Origin of the sequence: Streptomyces sp. NPDC021622 (assembly GCF_040640795.1) — a bacterium.
Taxonomy (GTDB): domain Bacteria; phylum Actinomycetota; class Actinomycetes; order Streptomycetales; family Streptomycetaceae; genus Streptomyces.
In genome coordinates, this window is record NZ_JBFACK010000020.1 from 84,665 (window position 1) to 101,909 (window position 17,245).

The following is a 17,245-nucleotide window of genomic DNA, read 5'->3' on the forward strand; positions in this document are numbered from 1 at the left end:
CAATGGCGTCCACATCGGAGGCTTCGGCGACGGACAGCGCCGACGGCGGTGTCGCACTGGCATCGCCACGGGGCCGCTGGGTGCTCGCCTGCGCCGTACTCGCATCGGGCATGGCGCTGCTCGACGGCACGGTGGTCAATGTCGCCCTGCCCACCCTCGGCCGCGACCTCGACACCTCGATCGCCTCGCTGCAGTGGGTCGTCAACGCCTACATGCTCACCCTCTCCTCGCTGCTGCTCCTGGGCGGCGCACTCGGCGACCGCATCGGCCGCCGGCGCACCCTGGTCATCGGCATCGTGTGGTTCGCCCTCGCATCCGCGCTGTGCGGGCTCGCGCAGAACGCGGGGATGCTCATCGCCGCCCGCGCGCTCCAGGGCATCGGCGGAGCGCTGCTCACTCCGGGCTCGCTGGCCCTGGTGCGTACGTCGTTCCGCCCCCAGGACCAGGCACGCGCGGTGGGCGCGTGGTCGGGGCTCGGCGGCGTCGCGGGGGCCATCGGACCGTTCCTCGGCGGCTGGCTGATCGACGGTCCCGGCTGGCGCTGGATCTTCCTGATCAATGTGCCGCTCGCCGCGCTCGTGCTCGTCGCGGCACGTCATGTCCCCGAGAGCCGCGACGAGGGCGCCGCGGACAAACCGTTCGACGTGACGGGGGCTTGCCTGGCCGCGCTGTTCCTCGCGGGCATCAGCTTCTCGCTGATCGGGGCGTCGGGTGACTCCTCGGCGGCGGCCCTGCTTCCGGGCCTGCTCGGCCTGGCGGCGGGCGTCGTCTTCGTCCTGGTCGAGCACCGCCGCAAGGACCCCATGCTGCCGCTCTCGCTCTTCCGCTCCCGCCTGTTCAGCGCGGCCAACGTCATGACGCTCTGTCTGTACGCGGCCATCGGCGGGCTCCTGTTCATGCTGCCGGTGCAGTTGCAGACCACGCTGGGCTACGACGCCCTGGAGGCGGGCACGGCGACACTGCCCATCACGGTCCTGATGCTGCTGCTCTCGGCGGCCGCCGGTGATCTCTCGCGGCGGGTCGGCCCCACCCTGCCGCTGGTCGCGGGCCCGCTCATCGCGGCCGCCGGGGCGCTCCTGATGCTGCGGATCGAGCCGGGTGCCTCGTACGTCACCTCGGTCCTGCCCGCGGTCGTCGTCCTCGGCCTGGGGATGAGCGTCTTCGTCGCCCCGCTCACCGCGACCGTCCTCGCCTCGGTGGACGCGGGCCGCGCGGGGCTTGCCAGCGGGGTCAACAACACCGCGGCACGGGTCGCGCAGATGCTCGTCGTCGCCGCACTGCCCCTCGCGGTCGGCCTGTCCGGCACGGCGTACGCGGATCCGGCCGCGCTCAACACCGCGTTCGGCAAGGCGGCCGTGGGCTGCGCGGGACTCTTCGTGCTCGCGGCGGCGGCAGCGGCGGTCTTCATCCGGCCGAGCCCCGCCGCCTGGCACGAGGATCCGGGCAACACACCGCGGTGCAAATCCCATCTCGGGGTCGGCGCACCGCCGTTGGAGCCGGGGAAGGGCTGCGCGGGGTGAGGGTCGGCGACCAGGCGGGCGCGGGTCAGATCGGAGCTTCCACCTCACGTACGAAGAGGGTGACCGTCACGCTCTCCTTGAAGCCGTTGCGCCGCATGAGCGCGGCGGACGCGGTATTGCGTGCCGCGACATCGGTCACGACGGCGGTGGCACCGGCGGCGGTCAGCGTCGCGCAGCAGGCCTGTACGAGATGGCTGGCGACGCCCTGCCCCTGATAGTCCGGGGCGCTGGCGATCCACTCCAGGTTCCCCCAGTCCGCCCGCTGCTCGAAGCCCATGGAGCCGAGGACGAACCCGGCGAGACGCCCGCCGTCGAGCGCCACCCAGCAGGCGGAGGCGTCGGCGTCCATGTGCCCGGCGATGGCCGAGAGTGACCAGGACGTGTACGGCTTCACCGTGGTGTCGTACAACTCCCGGCCGAGGGCGAGGACGTCGACCAGATGGGTGGGCGCCATCGGTTCCAGGACGATCGGGGACCGCTGGTGACCGGCGGGGGCGGGCATGGGACCTCCCAGGTGGCTGACGCCGCGGACGGCACGACGGCCTGACGCCGGACGCAGGCTGCTTCCACGCTATGAGGCCCACGGGCCCGGCGCATGCCGAGCCGGCGGCGGCTCGGGCACCGCCGGAGCCGCGCTCGAACCGGCATCGCGGTGACCAGCCCTTGTCCCGGCGGCTGTTGGGCAGGCCCTATCGTGGTGCACATGTCCGCTCCTGAGCTGATCCGCATCGTCTCCCGTTCCTCGCCCATGGCGCTCGCCCAGGTGGAGCGCGTCCGCGCCGAACTGGCCGTACTGCACCCGGGGATCCGTACCGAAGTCGTGCCGGTCACGACGTCCGGTGACCGCTGGATGGGGGACCTCGCGAAGCTCGGCGGCAAGGGCGCGTTCACCAAGGAGGTCGACGCGGCGCTGCTCGCCGGTGAGGCGGACCTCGCGGTGCACTGCGTCAAGGACGTGCCCGCGGACCGGCCGCTGCCCGCGGGCACCACGTTCGCCGCTTTCCTCAAGCGGGACGACATCCGTGACGCGCTCATCCACCCCGGTGGGCTCACCCTGGACGAGCTGCCCGCGGGAACGCGCATCGGCACGTCCTCCGTCCGGCGTATCGCCCAACTCGCGGCTTCCCACCCGGAGTTGGAGTGCGTACCGATGCGCGGGAACGCGGGGCGCCGGATGGAGAAGCTGGCCGCGGGCGACGCGGACGCGCTGCTGCTCGCCGTGTCCGGCCTCGAACGCATCGACCGGATGGACGTGGCGACCGAGGTTCTCTCGGTGGAGACGATGTGCCCGCCGATCGGCGCCGGGATCCTGGCGCTCCAGTGCCGCGAGGAGGACACGGAGACGATCGACGTCGTGTCCGGCCTCGGCGACCCCGACGCCTGGCGGGAGGCGACCGCCGAACGGATGTTCCTGCACGTCCTGCAGGGGCACTGCAACTCCCCCATCGCCGGGTACGCCCGCTGCGAGCCGAACGGCGACCTGTCGCTGCGCGCCAGCGTGTTCACCCCTGACGGCAAGACGGTCCTGAACGCCCACGAGTGGGCCGGACGGCTCGACCCGGCGACGCTCGGCACGTCCGTGGCGGTCACGCTGCTGCGCCAGGGCGCGCGCGAGCTCATCGACTCGATCGCGCACTGACGGCCAAATTACTGACAGTCGACTACTGACGGCCGCCTACTGACCGGGGCGGCGGGCCACCCAGAGCTGACGCGTGGAGCGCACCACGAGGTCGTCGCGGTGCCGCACGTCCTGGGGACCGCCGCCGAGCAGCGTGTCGAACGCGGCCAGGTCCGCGGGGTCGATCCGGCCTTCGAGCGCGCCGCGGATGCCGCCGAGGGCGAGATACGCGTAACGGCCTGCGCCGTCCGGCAGGGGTGCGCGCAGCTCCAGCTGCTCGGTGCGCTCCTGCTCGACGGTGAGGCCGGCCGCCGTGAGCAACGCACCCCAGTCGGCACCCAGGTGCGGCACTCGCTCGGCGTGGAGTGCGTCCAGTGCCTCGCGGCAGCGGGCCTCCAGGCCGGGACGGTCCGGTACGGCGTCGGCGGGCAGGAAGCGCGGTATGCCGTCCAGTTCGGCGACGGCCAGCAGCCCGCCGGGGCGCAGCGCGGTGCGGATACCGGCCAGGGCCGCGGCGGGGTCGTCCAGATGGTGCAGCGAGGCCGAGGCCCAGACGAGGTCCGCGTCCATGACGCCGGGCAGTCCCGCGCCGGCGTCCGCCCGCAGGGTGTGCACGCGATCCCCCAGGCCCCGCGCGCGGGCGGCCTCGGTGAGCCCGGCCAGCATCTCGGCCGAGCTGTCGACGGCGGTCACCCGGGCCGTGGGGAACTGATCGAGCAGCGCGAAGGTACCGGTACCGGTGCCCGCGCCGAGGTCGACGATGTGCGTGACGTCGCCCGCGGCCAGGCATGCGACCCGGCCGGTGACGGCGGTGAGGTAGGAGGCGAACAGCGCGGCGTCGAGGTCGAGTATCTCGGCGAGGCTGTGCTGCGGCTGCGGCCCTGCGCCGTCTTCTCCATGGGCGTGGGCGTGAGAGTGAGGGCCGGTGCCGTGCGGGGCGGAACTGTGGGCGTGGGAGTGGGGCTGCGATGCGAGGTCTGCCATGCGCCCGACCGTACGACGGTTTGCGGCCAACGCATACACTCTTGCGCATGACGCAAGAAGGTACTGATCTGGACGGCCTCGTGCGCAAGCGGATCCGGGCCTTGCGGGCCGCGCACGGCTGGTCGCTCGACGACCTGGCCGGCCGCAGCCATCTCAGCCCTTCGACCCTCAGCCGGATCGAGACCGGGCACCGCAGGATCGCCCTGGACCAGCTCACCGCGATCGCCCGCGCCCTGAGCACCTCGCTCGACCAGCTCGTCGAGACCGACGCCGAAGACGTCATCTCGAACCCCACCTACCACCGGTCCCGCTCCCAGACCCACTGGACGCTGCGCGGCGAACCGGGCGTCACGGTCGCCCGGATGCGCCTGACCGACCCGCCCCCGCAAGGTGCCACCGCACTGAAGGCGCACCCCGGCCGTGAGTGGTTCACGGTGCTGTCCGGAACGGTCGAACTCCTCCTGGGCGAGCGCCGGTTGCGGGTCGAGGAGCGGCAGGCGGCGGAGTTCCCGACCATGCTTCCGCACGCCGTGGGCGCCATCGGCGGCCCCGCGGAGATCCTCGGCATCTTCGACCGCGAGGCCCGGCGCAACCACCTCGCTGAAGGCGGCCGAACGTAACGAGGACGGAGCTGCGGTTCATGGCTCCTGCACGCCTCACGACTCCTGCGTGTCCGGCGCCGGTGGGGCCGTCGCACCGGCGGCCATCAACCTCTCCGCCAGTACGCGGCAGCGCCTCCCGAGCTCCGGAGGGTCAAGCACCTCGAAGTCGTGCCCCAGCAGGAGTACATGCATGAGTACGGCGTCGAGACCGGCGGCGCCACTGAGCACCTCGCAGTGCTCGCTCCCTCTCTGCCGCACGACGGCCGCCGACGCCGGGAGCTGCGCGCGCACCGTGTCGGCCGGCGCGTGCACGAGGAAGCGCGCCCGCTGCGGGTAGACCCGGCTCGCCACACCCTCCTGCACGTACGCCGCCGCGTCGGGCGCCGCGCGCGGGCTGAAGCGCCAGGTCCGGGCGACCGCCTCGGTCATCCGGTCGACGCGGAAAGTGCGCCAGTCGTCGCGATCGAGGTCGTAGGCGAGGAGGTACCAGCGCCGGTCGGAGGCGACCAGGCGGTAGGGCTCGGTACGCCGCCGCCGAGTCTCACCCCCGGACGGGTAGTCGAAACCGGCCTCGACCTCGTCGCGACAGGCCCTGGCCAACGTCATGAGGACCTCGGGGTCGACCGGCGTGCGGCCTCCGCCGAAGGACTCCACCGAGCCGGAGAGCGCGCGCACCTCGTGCCGCAGCCGGCCGGGCAGCACCTGATCGAGCTTGGTCAGCGCCCGGAGTGCGGCGTCCCCGGCACCGGCGACCGCGCCGCCCGCACCGGCGAGCAACGAGACGGCGGTGGCGATCGCCTCCTGGTCGTCGAGCAGCAGCGGCGGCAGGTCCTGCCCCGGGCCGAGTCGATAGCCGCCGCCGACGCCCTGGCCGGCGTGCACCGGATAGCCGAGGGTGCGCAGCCGCTCGACATCGCGCCGCACCGTGCGCGTCGTGACCCCGAGCCGCTCGGCGAGCTCGGGACCGCTCCAGGTCTGCCGCTGCTGTAGCAGCCCGAGCAGGGTGAGCACCCGCTCCGTCGTATCTCGCCCGTCACCGCTTGCCGCGTTCATGCCGCCCACGTTGCCAGAGATGGCGGACCGATCCTGTCCGCCTCTGGTGTCACGGTGGCTCCATGGACGCAAACGAACTCGATGTGAACCGGTCGCTGCGCGAGCAGCTTGAGTTCCACTGGAACCACCAACTGCGGGCCCGGCTCGACGGCCTCACCGACGAGGAGTACTTCTGGTCGCCGGTGCCGGACGCCTGGAGCATCCGGCCGCGCGGCAGCTCGACGGCTCCCATGCAACTCGGCGCCGGAGACTTCACGTTGGAATACGCATACCCCCAGCCGGTCCCCGCGCCCTTCACGACGATCGCCTGGCGGCTCGGCCATGTCATCACCGGTCTGCTCGCCGCGCGCAACGCGGCGCACTTCGGCGCGCCGGCAGCGTCGTACGAAACCTGGGAGTACGCCGGCAGTGCGAAGACGGCGCTCGACCAGCTCGAAACCCAACTCGACGTCTGGCTGGCCGGGGTACGCGACCTCGGCGACGCCGGGCTCCGGGTCCCGGTCGGCGCGAAGGAACCCTTCCCCGACATCCCTATGGCCGACCTGGTGCTGCACATACACCGCGAACTGATCCACCACCTGTCCGAGGTCTGCCTGCTGCGCGACCTCTACCTGCACACGAATCCAGGCACCCGTCAGGAGAAGCTCATGACCGCGAAGACGACACACATCGACCCTGAAGAGCTCCACCACAATCCCGCCTTCACCCAGGGCGTGATCACACCCGCTGCCCGGATGCTCCATGTCGGCGGCCAACTCGGCACCGACAGCACCGGCAGCCTGCTCGACGGCATAGAGGCGCAGACCGCTCAGGCAATGCGCAACGTACTGACCGTACTTGCTGCCGCGGGCACCGGTCCCGAGCATGTCACCAAACTCAACATCTACCTCGTCAACGGGGTCGACGCACAGGTCGGATACGCGGCGTCGCGATCAGTGTGGGGCGATCACCGCACGGCCATCACGGTTGTCTCCACCGCGGGACACGCTCGCCCGGGCGCGCTCGTGGAGATCGACGCGGTGGCTGTCATTCCCGACTAGGTCGACGAACTGGGCCCAGGCTCACGCCAGTTACTACGCGATGACGGCGACGGAAGCGATCACGCCGACCGCGACGATCACTCCGCGCAGGACGTTCGGCGACAGGCGGCGGCCGACTCGGGCACCCAGTAGTCCGCCGACCGTGGAACCCACGGCGATCACGCCGACCGCCGTCCAGTCGACGTCCGTCACCGCGATGAAGACGATCGCGGCGACGCCGTTGACGATGGCGGCCAGCACGTTCTTGGCGGCGTTGAGCCGCTGCAGGTCGTCCCGGACGAAGGTGCCGAACAGGCCCATGAGCAGGACGCCCTGGGCGGCGCCGAAGTAGCCGCCGTAGACCGCCGTTCCCAGCACCCCGAGCAGCACGGGCGCCTGGCGGTCCGCTCCGTCGTGGCCGGGGCGCTGCCTCAGCCACCGGTTCAGGCGCGGCTGGAACAGCACGAGGACGCAGGCCAGCAGGATCAGCACCGGCACCACGGACTGGAACGTCCCTTCGGGCAGGAGCAGCAGGAGCGCCGCCCCTATCAGCCCGCCGACGAGTGCCGCACCACCCCACCGCAGCAGCCGGGGCAACTGCCCTTTCAGCTCACGGCGGTAGCCGTAGGCAGCGGTGATCACCCCTGGCACGAGCCCGATGGTGTTGGAGACGTTGGCAAGGACGGGCGGCAGGCCGCAGGCGAGGAGGGTGGGGAAGGTGATCAGGGTGCCGGAGCCGACGACGGCGTTGATGCCGCCCGCCCCAACGGCCGCGGCCGCCAGGGCCGCTGTCTCGAGTGCGTGCACTGCTCGCCTTTCCGGGCACGGCCCAGCGCCGGAGCGCGGAGGCTCCGGCGAAGGCACAGCCAGGTGCTGGGTGTTGGGAGTGATCAGTTACGTGTGATGGAGGGTCGGCACCCAGGAGGGACCGGGCGCTGTCCGGAACTGCGCCCGGGCCCACCCGGGTTGCCGCCCTGGGCCCGCCAAAGATCGTCTCGCTCCGGCCACGGCCAAGTCAATCCTCGGGTTTCCTTACCCATCCCCAAGCTGTAGCTTCACCCTCCATGACCCTCGACGACCTCCGCGTCTTCGCCGCCGTATGCCGCACGGGCAGCCTCAGCGCCGTGGCCCGCGACCTGTCCTGCACACAGTCGGCGGTGAGCCAGCACATCAAGCGACTGGAGCGGGAGACCGGCATCACCCTGCTGGAGCGCCGCCCCCGCGGCGTCACACCCACCGCGGCCGGACACCTCCTGCACACCGCGGTGGCCGGCGGCCTCGGCGACATCGACCACGCCCTGCTACGGCTGCGCGAGCTGGTGCGCGGCGAGTCGGGCTCGGTCCGTGTCACCACCGGCGCCACCACCGTGCGCCACTTCATGTCGGCCGCCGTCGTCGCCTTCCGCCATCACTACCCCGACGTCAGCCTGGAGTTCCAGACCGCGCACTCCAGCCGCAGCTGCTTCGATGCCCTGCTCGCGGGCGGCCTCGACCTGGCCTGGATCACGCTCGGGGAACCCGTGCGCGGCATCGAGCAGCGCCCCGTCGTCGAACTGCCCTGGGTGCTCGCCGTCGCCGCCGACGACCCCCTATCCGCCAAGTCCCGTATCGACATGGCCGATCTCGCGGACATCCGGCTGATCGGCCTGCCCGAGAACGCGACATCGCGCTCCCGCCTGGACGCCTGGCTGGCCCAGCACGGAGTCCGGACCACCTCCGACACGAGCGTCGCCGACTGGGACACGGCGATCCTGCTGGCCGAACTCGGCCTCGGCCACGCGGTCGTCCCCGACCTCCCCGGCTGGCACGGCCCCGCCCACCCCGGCCTGCGCCTCATCCCGATCCCCGAACTCCCCACACTGTGGACCGGCTGGGCGGTACGCCGCTGGGACGCACTGTCCCCCCTGGCCAGGGCCTTCGCGGAAACGGTGGAAGAGAACTGCGACGAGACGTTCGGGAGCGAGGCCGCCCATCGCGGATAGCCGAAAAGCCGGGCGGACCGCCGTTGTTACGATCCACCGCATGCACAGCGCAGACACGTCGGACACGACAACCACCGCCATCGGCGCGGACGACGTACGCCACATGGTGGCTCTGGCCATCCAGACCCTGAGGGACGCGGATCCCCAAGGCTGGGAGGCCAAGGCGGGAACCCTTGAGTGGACCTGCTGGGAGACGCTCGAGCATCTGGCCGATGACCTCTTCACCTACGCCGCGCGGTTCGGGCTCGCGGAACCGCCGACGTCCGCGGTGCTGCCGTTCCGGACGGACAGCGACCGGAGCGGTGGGCCGGCGAATGTCTTCTTCGTCGAGCGCGCGTCGGGCCCAGAGGGTCTCCTGACCGTCCTGGAGGCCTGCGGCGGTCTGCTGGCGTCCGTCCTGCGCACCGCCCCATCCACCACCGTCGCCTTCCACGTCTTCGGACCTTCGGGCCCAGAAGGCTTTGCCGCCATGGGTGTTGTCGAGACCCTCGTGCACACGCATGACATCGCTCAGGGGCTGGGCCTGGAGTGGTCTCCGCCAAGGGAGTTGTGCGCACGCGTACTGAAGAGGCTCTTCCCGCACGTCGTCATCGGCTCCGACGCCTGGGACACCCTGCTGTGGGCAACTGGACGTATCGACCTGCCCGATCGTCCACGGCTCACCGAGTGGCGCTGGTACAACGCCCAGGGCGCATGAGCTAAGTCCAAGTGCCGATGCGCGCCCGTCCATGGGCGGCGGGACGCCGCACGGGCACTCTCCTTGTCGCCACACCCTCCTCCGGAAGGAGCTCTGACGATGGCGACAACCACCCCTCCCCGTAGACGACGGGCGCGCTGCGGTGCGCTGGCCGGCGCGGCGGTTCTGGCGATGTCCGTCGGGACGGTCATGACGACCGCCGGCAGCGCATCGGCGTCCGACACACCAGGCTCGTACACGCATTACGGCTTCCCCTCCGGCACCGGGGGCCTGAACAGCGTCACCTTCCGCACGACCGTCACCAAGGACGCGGGGCCCGCCTCCAACATCTTCTGGAGCCACCAGTTCGGCTTCACCGCGGGCAGCGGCGCCTACACCGGGATGCAGTCCAACGGCCCTGGCCAGACCCGCACTTTCCTGTTCTCGCTGTGGGATGCGACGGAGGCGAAGCCCGGTACCGGCGACAGCTACTGCGTCGACTTCGGCGGCGAGGGCGTGGGCAAGAGCTGCCGGCTGAAGACCGACTGGAAGGTGGGGCACACCTTCCGTACGCGAGTGGCCCACGAGGGGGACCGCTGGTTCGGCGTGACGGTCACCAATGAGACCACCGGTGCCTCCTTCAAGCTGGGCAGCATCCGTGCCGGGTCGACGCAGATCTCACCGAGCGGCATGGTCGACTGGACCGAGTACTTCGAGTGGAACAACCCGAAGGCGTCCTGCGACGACCAGCCTTACTCCCAGGCGAAGTTCGGCCTGCCGGTGGGCGACGACGGGGCGGTGACGGCGAGCGTCTCCTCGATGCGTACGAGCGCGACCTGCGCCGATTACACCCGGGTCGAGCAGGTGTCCGGCGGCACCCTGCAGACCAACGCCGTCGGCAATTCGGTGCGCGGCCCGATCACCGGCCTCGGCGGCAAGGTCGTCGACGGCTCGCGGAATGTCGGCGGCGACCCGGCCATCGTCTACGGCCCCACCGGCGGGGCCAATCAGGCCTGGGTGCTCGGCAAGGACGGCGCCCTGCATCTGATGGGCCAGGGCCTGTGCCTCGACGTCAAGGACGGGGCGCACGCCAACGGCACCCCGGCGATCATGTGGACCTGCAACGGCGGCGCCAACCAGCAGTGGCGCCACGAGAACGGCGCCCTGCGCAACCCCGCCGCCAACCGCTGTCTCGACATCCCCGGCGGCGACACCTCCGACGGCACCCGGCTCGTCATCTGGGACTGCAATGGCGGCTCCCATCAGAAGTGGACGGTGCCGGTCAGGCCGTGAGCGGCTCGGCCACCGCGCTCCAGGGCAGCCCCGCGAGTCGTAGCGTCAAGAGGCTTCTGCGGGCGGTCACTTGAGCGTGCATCGACCGAAAGGCGTCCGACGGGAATCCCTCCCGTCGGACGCCTTTCGCGTGCCGCGGCCGTCACGCCGCCGCGAGCGGCCGCCGCCTGACCCCAGGCCATGTGACCGGCATCACAGTTCAAGTTTCACTGTCCGCAGGTCATCATATGACCCGATCGCCGCACGGATTTGAGAGCCGGGCCCGCACCCCGGCACAGCGAGACGAGGATGGGCATGAACGACCAGGACAGGCCGGCACGACCGCGCGTCGGCGTGGTGGGCCTCGGGGCCATGGGGCTCGGCATGGCGCGCAGCCTGCGCACAGCGGGCTTCGACGTGGGTGTCCACGATCTGCGCCCCGAGGTGGCCGCGGCCTTCGCCGCGGACGGCGGCACCGCCCATGCCTCCGCCGGTGAGCTGGCGGCCGAGGTCGACGTCCTGGTCGGCGTCGTGGTCAACGCGGCGCAGGTCGAGTCGGTCCTCTTCGGCACCGACGGCGCGGCCGAGCGGCTGCGTCAGGGCTCCGTCTACGTCATGTGCTCCACGGCCGACCCCAACTGGTCCGCCGGGCTGGAGCAGCGCCTCGCCGAGCGTGGCGTGCTCTACCTGGACGCCCCCATCTCGGGCGGGGCCGCGCGGGCCGCGAACGGCGAGCTCACCATGATGACGTCGGGCGCCCCCACCGCGTACGCGATCGCCGATCCGGTGCTCGAGGCCATGAGCGGCACGGTCTACCGCCTGGGCGACGAGGCCGGCATCGGCTCCAAGGTCAAGATCGTCAATCAGCTGCTCGCGGGCGTGCACATCGCCGCCGCGGCCGAGGCGATGGCGCTCGGCATCAAGGCGGGCGTGCCCGCCGATGCGCTCTACGAGGTCATCACGCACAGCGCGGGCAACTCGTGGATGTTCGAGAACCGCATGGCGCACGTGCTCGCCGGTGACTACACGCCGCTGTCCGCGGTCGACATCTTCGTCAAGGACCTGGGGCTCGTGCTCGACGCCGCCCGGCCGGAGAAGTTCCCGCTGCCCCTTGCCGCCACCGCCCACCAGATGTTCCTGCAGGCGTCGGCCTCCGGTCTCGGCGGCGAGGACGACAGCGCGGTGATCAAGATCTTCCCGGGGATCGAGCTGCCCGAGCAGGCTGAGCATGAGCAGGAAGAGGTCTGACCCATGGGCATCCGACTCGGCTGCATCGCCGACGACTTCACCGGCGCCACCGACCTCGCCAACAACCTCGTACGCGCGGGCATGCGCGTGGTCCAGCTGATCGACGTGCCGCAGGACGGCACCGAGGGCCCGGTCGACGCGGACGCCGTCGTCATCGCGCTCAAGTCACGGACCGCCCCGGCGCCCGACGCCGTCGACGCCTCGCTGCGGGCCCTGGAGTGGCTGCGGTCCGCGGGCGCGGAGCAGATCTACTTCAAGTACTGCTCGACCTTCGACTCGACGCGGGCCGGCAACATCGGTCCCGTCACCGAGGCCCTGATGGACGCCCTGGGCACGGACTTCACGGTCGCGACGCCAGCTTTCCCCGACAACGGGCGCACCGTCTTCAAGGGGCATCTCTTCGTCGGCGACGTACTGCTCAGCGCGAGCGGGATGCGTTATCACCCGCTGACGCCGATGACCGACTCCAACCTGGTGTCCGTGCTCGGTGCGCAGACCGCGCGGCCCGTCGGTCTCATCGACCACACCGTGGTCACCGCCGGTGCCGAGGCGATCCGGCAGCGCGTCGACGAGCTGCGCGGGGAAGGCGTGGGCGCGGCGATCGTCGATGCCGTCACCAACGACGATCTCGTACGGCTCGGTGCGGCGGTCAAGGAGCTGCCGCTGGTGACCGCCGGTTCGGGGCTCGCCATCGGGCTGCCCGCGAACTGGGGGTTCGAGCCAACGCCCGCCGCCGCCCAGCTGCCCCCGCCCGGCGGCCATCAGGCCATCGTCTCCGGGTCGGTGTCCACCGCCACGAACGGTCAGGTCCTGGAGTTCCTGCGCGGCGGCCGCCCCGCGTTCAGCGTCGCCCCGCTGCGGATCGCGGCCGGCGAGGACGTGGCAGGCCAGGCCCTGGCCTTCGCCGCCGCGCACCTCGCCGACGGGCCGGTCCTCGTGTACTCCACCGAGGCTCCTGACGCGGTCAAGAACGTCCAGGGGCGGCTCGGCGTCGCCGAGGCCGGTGAGCTCGTCGAACAGACCCTGGCCCGCGTCGCCCGGGGCCTCGTGGACCTCGGTGTCCGGCAGCTCGTCGTCGCCGGCGGCGAGACCTCGGGCGCCGTCGTCCAGGCCCTTGGTCTCACGGGCCTGCGCATCGGACCGCAGATCGACCCCGGTGTGCCGTGGTGCGCGGCGGACCTGCCGGACGGGGAGACGCTCCACATCACGCTGAAGTCCGGCAACTTCGGCGGCCCCGACTTCTTCACCGCGTCCTTCGCCCACCTCGACCGCGACGCCCACCTCGACGGGGAGACCTCGTGAACCAGCTGCCCGGCACCGTCGTGGACGAGGCGCGCGCCGAGATCGTCCGGGTGGGCACCAGCCTGTTCGCCCGGGGGTACGTCCACGCGAGCGCAGGCAACATCAGCGCGCGGGTCGGCGGCTCCCACCTGATCACGCCCACCGACGCCGCCCTCGGCTTCCTCGACCCGGAGCGCCTCGCCCTGGTCGACGCCGCGGGCGAGCAGAGCGCGGGCGACCGCGCCAGCAAGACCCTCACCCTGCACCGGCGCATCTGTGCCGCCGACCCCACGGCACGGTTCGTCATCCACACCCACTCCACGCATCTCGTCGCGCTCACCCTGGCCGGCGTGTGGAGCAAGGACGACGTGCTCCCGCCCCTCACGCCGTACTACGTCATGAAGGTCGGGCACGTCCCGCTCATCCCCTACCACCGGCCCGGCGATCCCCGCGTCGCCGACCTGGTGGCCGGCCGCATCGCTGATCGCGCCGCGCGGCGCACACCGATCAGGGCCGTACTGCTCGACCGTCTGGGCCCCGTGGTCTGGGGCCCGGACGCCGCGTCCGCTCTCGCCGTCCTCGAAGAACTCGAGGAAACGGCACGTCTCTGGCTCCTGACCGACCGTCGCCCCGAGCCGCTCCCCGTCCCCGCTCTCGACGAACTCAAGGCCGCGTTCAGCGCCGCTTGGTGATCGCTCCCGTATCGCTCTCTTGGTGATCGAGCACCGCCCGTCGGAGAATCCCCTGAGCCGCAGTAAGGATTCCGCATGTCCACGTCCACCGCGACGGCCGATGCCCCCGGCCTCGCCCGCGAGAACGCCGTATTCCGCAAGGTCGTTCTCCGGATCGTCCCCTTCTTGATCCTCTGTTACGTCTTCTCCTACCTCGACCGCGTCAACGTCGGCTTCGCGAAGCTGCAGATGTCCGACGACCTGGGCCTGAGCGAGGCGGCGTACGGTCTGGGCGCCGGTCTGTTCTTCATCGGCTACTTCCTCTTCGAGGTCCCGTCGAACCTGATGCTGCAGCGCATCGGGGCCCGCACCTGGATCGCCCGGATCATGATCACCTGGGGTCTGGTCTCGGCTGCGTTCTCGCTCGTCACCAACGAGACGATGTTCTACGTGCTCCGCTTCCTGCTCGGCGCCGCGGAGGCCGGTTTCTACCCGGGCGTGATCCTCTACTGCACCTACTGGTTCCCGTCGCACCGCAGGGCCCGCGTGATCGCGATGTTCATGTCGGCGATCCCCGTGGCCGGCATCTTCGGCAACCCGCTCTCCGGCTGGATCATGGACACCTTCGACGGGCGGAACGGCTGGGACGGCTGGCAGTGGATGTTCCTGCTCGAGGCGGTCCCCGCGCTCCTCATCGGTGTCGCCACGATGTTCTACCTCGACAACAACGTGCGCAGCGCCAAGTGGCTCTCCGACGAGGAGAAGGACATCGTCGAGGCGGCGATCGCCAAGGACACCGCGCACCAGAAGCACGGCCGGGTCTGGGACGGCTTCCGCGACCCCAAGGTGTGGCTGATGTGCCTCATCTACTTCTGCTTCGTGATGGGCCAGTACGCCCTGACGTTCTGGATGCCCACCTTCGTCAAGTCGACCGGCATCGAGGACAACTTCACCATCGGCGTGCTCAGCGCCGTGCCCTTCCTGGCCGCGCTGATCGCCATGAACCTGTTCGGACGCTCCGCCGACAAGCGCCGCGAGCGCCGCTGGCACCTGGTCATACCCAGCCTCATGGGCGCCGTCGGCTTCTCCCTGGCCGCAGGCTGGAGCGGATCGACCGTGCTGTCCCTGATCGCCCTGTCCTTCGCCGCGGCCGGCGTGCTGACCTGTGCCCCGCTGTTCTGGTCGCTGCCCACCGCGTTCCTCGGCGGCACCGCGGCGGCGGCCGGCCTCGCCCTGATCAACTCGGTGGGCAACCTGGCCGGCTTCGTCAGCCCGTACATGATCGGCGGGCTCAAGGACGCCACAGGGTCGACCTCCATCCCGATGTACGTCCTGGCCCTCAGCCTGGTCATCGGCGCCGCCGCGGTGCTCACCACGAAGAAGGACGTCGTCAACCGATGACCGGGACTGGACCTGGCCTCCCTGGCCCCGGCCCCACCACAGGAGCAAGCATGCCGAGGTTCGCCGCGAACCTGTCCATGATGTACACCGAGCACGACTTCCTCGACCGCTTCGCCGCGGCGTCGGCGGACGGCTTCGACGCCGTCGAGTACCTCTTCCCGTACGACCACGAGCCCGCCGAACTGCGCCGTCGGCTCGACGACCACGGCCTGCGCCAGGTGCTGTTCAACGCACCTCCCGGCGACTGGGAGTCCGGGGAGCGTGGCATCGCCTCGCTGCCAGGACGCGAGGCCGAGTTCCGCTCCGGGATCGACCGGGCGCTCGCATACGCCGTGGCGCTCGGCTGCGGCCAGGTGCACGTGATGGCCGGTCTCCGGCCCGCGGACGCCACGCCCGCACAGCTCGCCGAGCACCGCGCCACGTACCTGGACAACCTGGCCTGGGCGGCGCAGCGGGCCGCCGCCGTGGACGTCGACGTACTGATCGAGCCGATCAACGGCCGTGACATGCCGGGCTACTTCCTGCACCGGCAGGCCGAGGCACACGCGATCGTGCAGGAGGTGGGCGCCCCTAATCTCAAGGTGCAGCTCGACCTGTACCACTGTCAGATCGTCGAGGGCGACCTCACCACCACACTGCGCCGCGACCTTCCCACCGGCCGCGTCGCCCATCTGCAGATCGCGGGCGTGCCCGACCGCCACGAGCCCGACCAGGGCGAACTCGACATCCGGTATCTGTTCGACGTCGTCGACGAGCTGGGCTTCGAGGGATGGATCGGCTGCGAATACCGCCCCCGCTCCGGTACGAGCGAGGGGCTCGGCTGGCTCAAGAACTACGGCCGGCTCAAGAACAACCGAGGAGAGCGCGTATGAGGATCGTCATCACCGGTGGCTTCGGCTTCCTGGGGCAGCAGGTCGCCGAGGCGTTGCTGAAGCGGCGGACCCTGTGCGGCACGACCCTGGACCGCCTGGTGCTCGCCGACCGGTTCGTCCCTGCCGGGTCGTCCCTTGCCGCCGACCCGCTCGTGGACGTCGTACAGGGTGACCTGAGCGAGCGCCTCGACGAGATCTTCGCGCGGCCGGTGGACGTCCTGATCCACCTGGCGTCCGCGGTATCGGCCGAGTGCGAGGCCGACTTCGACCTCGGCATGGGCGCGAACCTGGACACCACGCGCGCGCTGCTCGACGCCGCCCGCGCGCAGTCGGCGGCCGGCGGGCCGACGCCCCGGGTCGTGTTCTCCAGCAGCGTCGCGGTCTACGGCTCCGACCCCGCGCTGCCGCTGCCGCCCGTGGTCGGCGAATCGACGCTGCCCACACCGCAGTCGAGCTACGGAACGCAGAAGCGCGTCTGCGAGATGCTGGTCGCCGAGTACACCCGCAAGGGCTTCGTCGACGGACGTGTGGCACGCCTCATGACGGTCTCGGTGCGGCCGGGCAAGCCCAACGCTGCCGCATCCGGCTTCCTGTCCGGCATCATCCGCGAGCCCCTCTCCGGCCTCCCCGCGACCTGCCCGGTCGGCCCCGAACTGCGGGTCGCGCTGGCCTCACCGCGGCGCACGGTCGACGGCATCCTCCGCATCGCCGAGGCCGAGCGGGGCAGCGGCCCCGGGCAGCTCGACGGCGGGCTTCCTGTCAACCTGCCGGCGCTCACGGTGACGGTCGCCGAGATGCTCGCCACGCTGCGCCGGGTGGCCGGAGACGCCGTCGCCGATCTGGTGACGGTCACGCCCGACCCCGCCGTCGAGGCCATCGTCGGCTCGTGGCCCGCCGCCTTCGACAACGCGCGCGCCACGGCGCTCGGTCTCGCGCCCGACGAGAACTTCGAGTCGGTCGTACGGGCGTACGTGGCGGACCACCCCGATGCGGTGGCGCCTGGTTCGCTGCCCGCACCAGGGGCGATCGGGGCCTGACGGATAGAC

Annotated in this window: 17 protein-coding genes; 13 read left to right on the forward strand and 4 right to left on the reverse strand. The window is 71.2% G+C overall.

What is annotated here, in order from left to right:
* Nucleotides 1–2: 2 nt before the first annotated feature.
* Complete coding sequence (locus AB0G47_RS33380) at nucleotides 3–1,520, forward strand: MFS transporter (RefSeq protein WP_360777617.1); 1,518 nt, start codon at nucleotides 3–5, stop codon at nucleotides 1,518–1,520.
* A gap of 25 nt (nucleotides 1,521–1,545) precedes the next feature.
* Here the strand turns inward: AB0G47_RS33380 and AB0G47_RS33385 are convergent, their stop codons facing one another.
* A complete protein-coding gene (locus tag AB0G47_RS33385) occupies nucleotides 1,546–2,022 on the reverse strand; it encodes a GNAT family N-acetyltransferase (RefSeq protein WP_360777619.1) in 477 nt (158 codons plus the stop codon).
* Nucleotides 2,023–2,223: 201 nt separating this feature from the next.
* On the opposite strand from AB0G47_RS33385, the gene hemC reads away from it, so the two are divergent.
* Nucleotides 2,224–3,159: a hydroxymethylbilane synthase gene (gene hemC, locus AB0G47_RS33390; RefSeq protein WP_360777621.1), complete on the forward strand. Its 936-nt coding sequence runs from the start codon at nucleotides 2,224–2,226 to the stop codon at nucleotides 3,157–3,159.
* A 36-nt stretch (nucleotides 3,160–3,195) separates the two neighbouring features.
* Here hemC and AB0G47_RS33395 read toward each other — a convergent pair whose 3' ends face one another.
* On the reverse strand, nucleotides 3,196–4,122 hold the full coding sequence (locus AB0G47_RS33395) for a class I SAM-dependent methyltransferase (protein WP_360777623.1): 927 nt from the start codon (nucleotides 4,120–4,122) through the stop codon (nucleotides 3,196–3,198).
* 47 nt (nucleotides 4,123–4,169) lie between these two features.
* Here AB0G47_RS33395 and AB0G47_RS33400 point away from each other — a divergent pair, with 47 nt between their 5' ends.
* Nucleotides 4,170–4,742 (forward strand): helix-turn-helix transcriptional regulator, encoded by a 573-nt coding sequence (locus AB0G47_RS33400; protein WP_360777625.1) that lies wholly within the window; start codon nucleotides 4,170–4,172, stop codon nucleotides 4,740–4,742.
* 36 nt (nucleotides 4,743–4,778) lie between these two features.
* On the opposite strand, the gene AB0G47_RS33405 is transcribed toward AB0G47_RS33400, so the two are convergent.
* Entirely contained in the window at nucleotides 4,779–5,777 is a 999-nt protein-coding gene (locus AB0G47_RS33405) for a YafY family protein (protein WP_360777627.1), read from the reverse strand.
* 62 nt (nucleotides 5,778–5,839) lie between these two features.
* Between AB0G47_RS33405 and AB0G47_RS33410 the strand changes: the two genes are divergently transcribed.
* Nucleotides 5,840–6,817 carry a DinB family protein gene (locus AB0G47_RS33410; RefSeq protein ID WP_360777629.1) on the forward strand — a complete coding sequence of 326 codons (978 nt, stop codon included), beginning with the start codon at nucleotides 5,840–5,842 and terminating at the stop codon, nucleotides 6,815–6,817.
* A 33-nt stretch (nucleotides 6,818–6,850) separates the two neighbouring features.
* Here the strand turns inward: AB0G47_RS33410 and AB0G47_RS33415 are convergent, their stop codons facing one another.
* Nucleotides 6,851–7,603 (reverse strand): sulfite exporter TauE/SafE family protein, encoded by a 753-nt coding sequence (locus AB0G47_RS33415; RefSeq protein WP_360777631.1) that lies wholly within the window; start codon nucleotides 7,601–7,603, stop codon nucleotides 6,851–6,853.
* A gap of 257 nt (nucleotides 7,604–7,860) precedes the next feature.
* Between AB0G47_RS33415 and AB0G47_RS33420 the strand changes: the two genes are divergently transcribed.
* The 9 genes from AB0G47_RS33420 to denD all read left to right on the forward strand — a co-directional run bounded on the left by AB0G47_RS33420 (nucleotide 7,861) and on the right by denD (nucleotide 17,236).
* Nucleotides 7,861–8,778, forward strand: coding sequence for a LysR family transcriptional regulator (locus tag AB0G47_RS33420; RefSeq protein ID WP_360777633.1), 918 nt, complete (start codon nucleotides 7,861–7,863; stop codon nucleotides 8,776–8,778).
* A gap of 40 nt (nucleotides 8,779–8,818) precedes the next feature.
* Nucleotides 8,819–9,475 (forward strand): hypothetical protein, encoded by a 657-nt coding sequence (locus AB0G47_RS33425; protein ID WP_360777635.1) that lies wholly within the window; start codon nucleotides 8,819–8,821, stop codon nucleotides 9,473–9,475.
* A gap of 99 nt (nucleotides 9,476–9,574) precedes the next feature.
* The gene (locus AB0G47_RS33430; protein ID WP_360777636.1) at nucleotides 9,575–10,747 is read left to right on the forward strand and encodes an RICIN domain-containing protein; all 1,173 of its coding nucleotides are present in this window, start codon (nucleotides 9,575–9,577) and stop codon (nucleotides 10,745–10,747) included.
* 294 nt (nucleotides 10,748–11,041) lie between these two features.
* Nucleotides 11,042–11,974, forward strand: coding sequence for an L-threonate dehydrogenase (gene ltnD, locus AB0G47_RS33435; RefSeq protein WP_360777638.1), 933 nt, complete (start codon nucleotides 11,042–11,044; stop codon nucleotides 11,972–11,974).
* Between the two features lie 3 nt (nucleotides 11,975–11,977).
* A complete protein-coding gene (gene otnK, locus AB0G47_RS33440; protein ID WP_360777640.1) occupies nucleotides 11,978–13,276 on the forward strand; it encodes a 3-oxo-tetronate kinase in 1,299 nt (432 codons plus the stop codon).
* Nucleotides 13,273–13,947, forward strand: a complete 675-nt coding sequence (locus AB0G47_RS33445; RefSeq protein ID WP_360777642.1) for an aldolase — start codon at nucleotides 13,273–13,275, stop codon at nucleotides 13,945–13,947. The genes otnK and AB0G47_RS33445 overlap by 4 nt, the downstream gene beginning before the upstream one ends.
* A gap of 75 nt (nucleotides 13,948–14,022) precedes the next feature.
* Entirely contained in the window at nucleotides 14,023–15,327 is a 1,305-nt protein-coding gene (locus tag AB0G47_RS33450) for an MFS transporter (protein WP_360777643.1), read from the forward strand.
* Nucleotides 15,328–15,377: 50 nt separating this feature from the next.
* A complete protein-coding gene (gene otnI, locus AB0G47_RS33455) occupies nucleotides 15,378–16,199 on the forward strand; it encodes a 2-oxo-tetronate isomerase (protein ID WP_360777645.1) in 822 nt (273 codons plus the stop codon).
* Entirely contained in the window at nucleotides 16,196–17,236 is a 1,041-nt protein-coding gene (gene denD / locus AB0G47_RS33460; RefSeq protein WP_360777647.1) for a D-erythronate dehydrogenase, read from the forward strand. The genes otnI and denD overlap by 4 nt, the downstream gene beginning before the upstream one ends.
* The last annotated feature ends 9 nt before the right edge of the window (nucleotides 17,237–17,245 follow it).

Coding starts and splice junctions, on each gene's coding strand:
- AB0G47_RS33380 (WP_360777617.1), top strand. CDS start 3: ATGGCGTCCACATCGGAGGCTTCGGCGACGGACAGCGCCGACGGCGGT.
- AB0G47_RS33420 (WP_360777633.1), top strand. CDS start 7,861: ATGACCCTCGACGACCTCCGCGTCTTCGCCGCCGTATGCCGCACGGGC.
- AB0G47_RS33385 (WP_360777619.1), bottom strand. CDS start 2,022: ATGCCCGCCCCCGCCGGTCACCAGCGGTCCCCGATCGTCCTGGAACCG.
- AB0G47_RS33405 (WP_360777627.1), bottom strand. CDS start 5,777: ATGAACGCGGCAAGCGGTGACGGGCGAGATACGACGGAGCGGGTGCTC.
- AB0G47_RS33410 (WP_360777629.1), top strand. CDS start 5,840: ATGGACGCAAACGAACTCGATGTGAACCGGTCGCTGCGCGAGCAGCTT.
- otnK (WP_360777640.1), top strand. CDS start 11,978: ATGGGCATCCGACTCGGCTGCATCGCCGACGACTTCACCGGCGCCACC.
- hemC (WP_360777621.1), top strand. CDS start 2,224: ATGTCCGCTCCTGAGCTGATCCGCATCGTCTCCCGTTCCTCGCCCATG.
- denD (WP_360777647.1), top strand. CDS start 16,196: ATGAGGATCGTCATCACCGGTGGCTTCGGCTTCCTGGGGCAGCAGGTC.
- AB0G47_RS33430 (WP_360777636.1), top strand. CDS start 9,575: ATGGCGACAACCACCCCTCCCCGTAGACGACGGGCGCGCTGCGGTGCG.
- otnI (WP_360777645.1), top strand. CDS start 15,378: ATGCCGAGGTTCGCCGCGAACCTGTCCATGATGTACACCGAGCACGAC.
- AB0G47_RS33425 (WP_360777635.1), top strand. CDS start 8,819: ATGCACAGCGCAGACACGTCGGACACGACAACCACCGCCATCGGCGCG.
- AB0G47_RS33395 (WP_360777623.1), bottom strand. CDS start 4,122: ATGGCAGACCTCGCATCGCAGCCCCACTCCCACGCCCACAGTTCCGCC.
- AB0G47_RS33400 (WP_360777625.1), top strand. CDS start 4,170: ATGACGCAAGAAGGTACTGATCTGGACGGCCTCGTGCGCAAGCGGATC.
- AB0G47_RS33450 (WP_360777643.1), top strand. CDS start 14,023: ATGTCCACGTCCACCGCGACGGCCGATGCCCCCGGCCTCGCCCGCGAG.
- ltnD (WP_360777638.1), top strand. CDS start 11,042: ATGAACGACCAGGACAGGCCGGCACGACCGCGCGTCGGCGTGGTGGGC.